Here is a 1,057-nt window from a genome sequence, read left to right as displayed (position 1 = left end):
ACCTTTATCGCCTATAAAAAAAAATCCGAAGCGGTAGCTGGAGAAAACACCCTGGAATGGGGAAGCGTAGCAATACCTAAAAAATTTGAAACTTCATCAATTTCATTAAAAATTGGAGATATTATTTTAGATATAAAAAATGATTTTAATAAAGAAACATTAAAAGATGTTCTAAATATCATAATGAAGTTATGTTAAACCTTACTAATTCTGAGCAAGTATATCTTGCCTGCGGCTCAACGGATTTAAGGAAATCTATTGATGGATTAGCTGCAATTGTCCAAATGAGATTCAAGTTAGATCCATTCTCAAATTGTCTGTTTATATTCTGCAATAAAAACAAAGATAAGCTTAAGATGCTCCAATGGGAATATTCAGGATTTTGGTTATATTATAAGCGGTTAGAAAAAGGAAAATTTAAATGGCCAAGTAAGGAACTAGACGTAAAAACTATCACTCAAAGAGAATTAAGGTGGCTTCTTGATGGCCTATCAATAGTTCAGCCTAAGGCACATAAAGAAGTAAAAGAGAGAACACTAATTTAGCCTATAAACCCTTGAAAACAAAGGGTTTATAGACTAATATTTTTGCGGGTTTTTATCGTTTTTCAGTACGATACATGGTATAATATACTTATGAATAACGAAGTAAAAAAAAGCGAGAATCAAACTGAATATATAAATACTTTAGAGTCTCAAGTGAAAATGTTGGAAAATAAGATAGCCTGGATGATGGAGCAGATTACACTATCAAAACATAAAAAATTTGGAGCTTCAAGTGAAAAAAGCCAATATGATCAATTTTCTTTGTTCGATGAGGTTGAAACAGAAGCTGATGTAAGTGTTAAAGAACCCGAACTGGAAGAAATTAATTACAAGAGAAAAAAATGTGTAGGTAAAAAAGCTGAAATGTTAGAAGACCTAGATGTAGAAGTTGTGGAATACTATCTTCCAGAACATGAACGATCATGTCCAGAATGTAGCAACGCTTTACATATCATGGGTAAAAATATTAGAAAAGAATTAAAAATAATTCCAGCTCAGGCAAGGGTTGTAGA

The 1,057-nt window shown here is 31.8% G+C and carries 3 protein-coding genes; all 3 read left to right on the top strand.

The window, feature by feature from the left end:
* On the top strand, positions 1 to 198 hold a 198-nt coding region (locus CLVI_RS17605; RefSeq protein ID WP_170065711.1), incomplete at its 5' end, for a hypothetical protein.
* Complete coding sequence (gene tnpB, locus CLVI_RS17160; RefSeq protein ID WP_106061458.1) at positions 192 to 545, top strand: IS66 family insertion sequence element accessory protein TnpB; 354 nt, start codon at positions 192 to 194, stop codon at positions 543 to 545. The genes CLVI_RS17605 and tnpB, both read left to right, overlap by 7 nt.
* A 90-nt stretch (positions 546 to 635) precedes the next feature.
* Positions 636 to 1,057 (top strand): IS66 family transposase (locus CLVI_RS17155; protein ID WP_207655408.1); only part of this gene is annotated, 422 nt, incomplete at its 3' end.

It is taken from the genome of Clostridium vincentii, from assembly GCF_002995745.1.
Lineage (GTDB): Bacteria > Bacillota > Clostridia > Clostridiales > Clostridiaceae > Clostridium > Clostridium vincentii.
The sequence above is the reverse complement of the archived record's forward strand: the minus strand, read 5'-3'. Positions and strand labels throughout refer to the sequence as shown.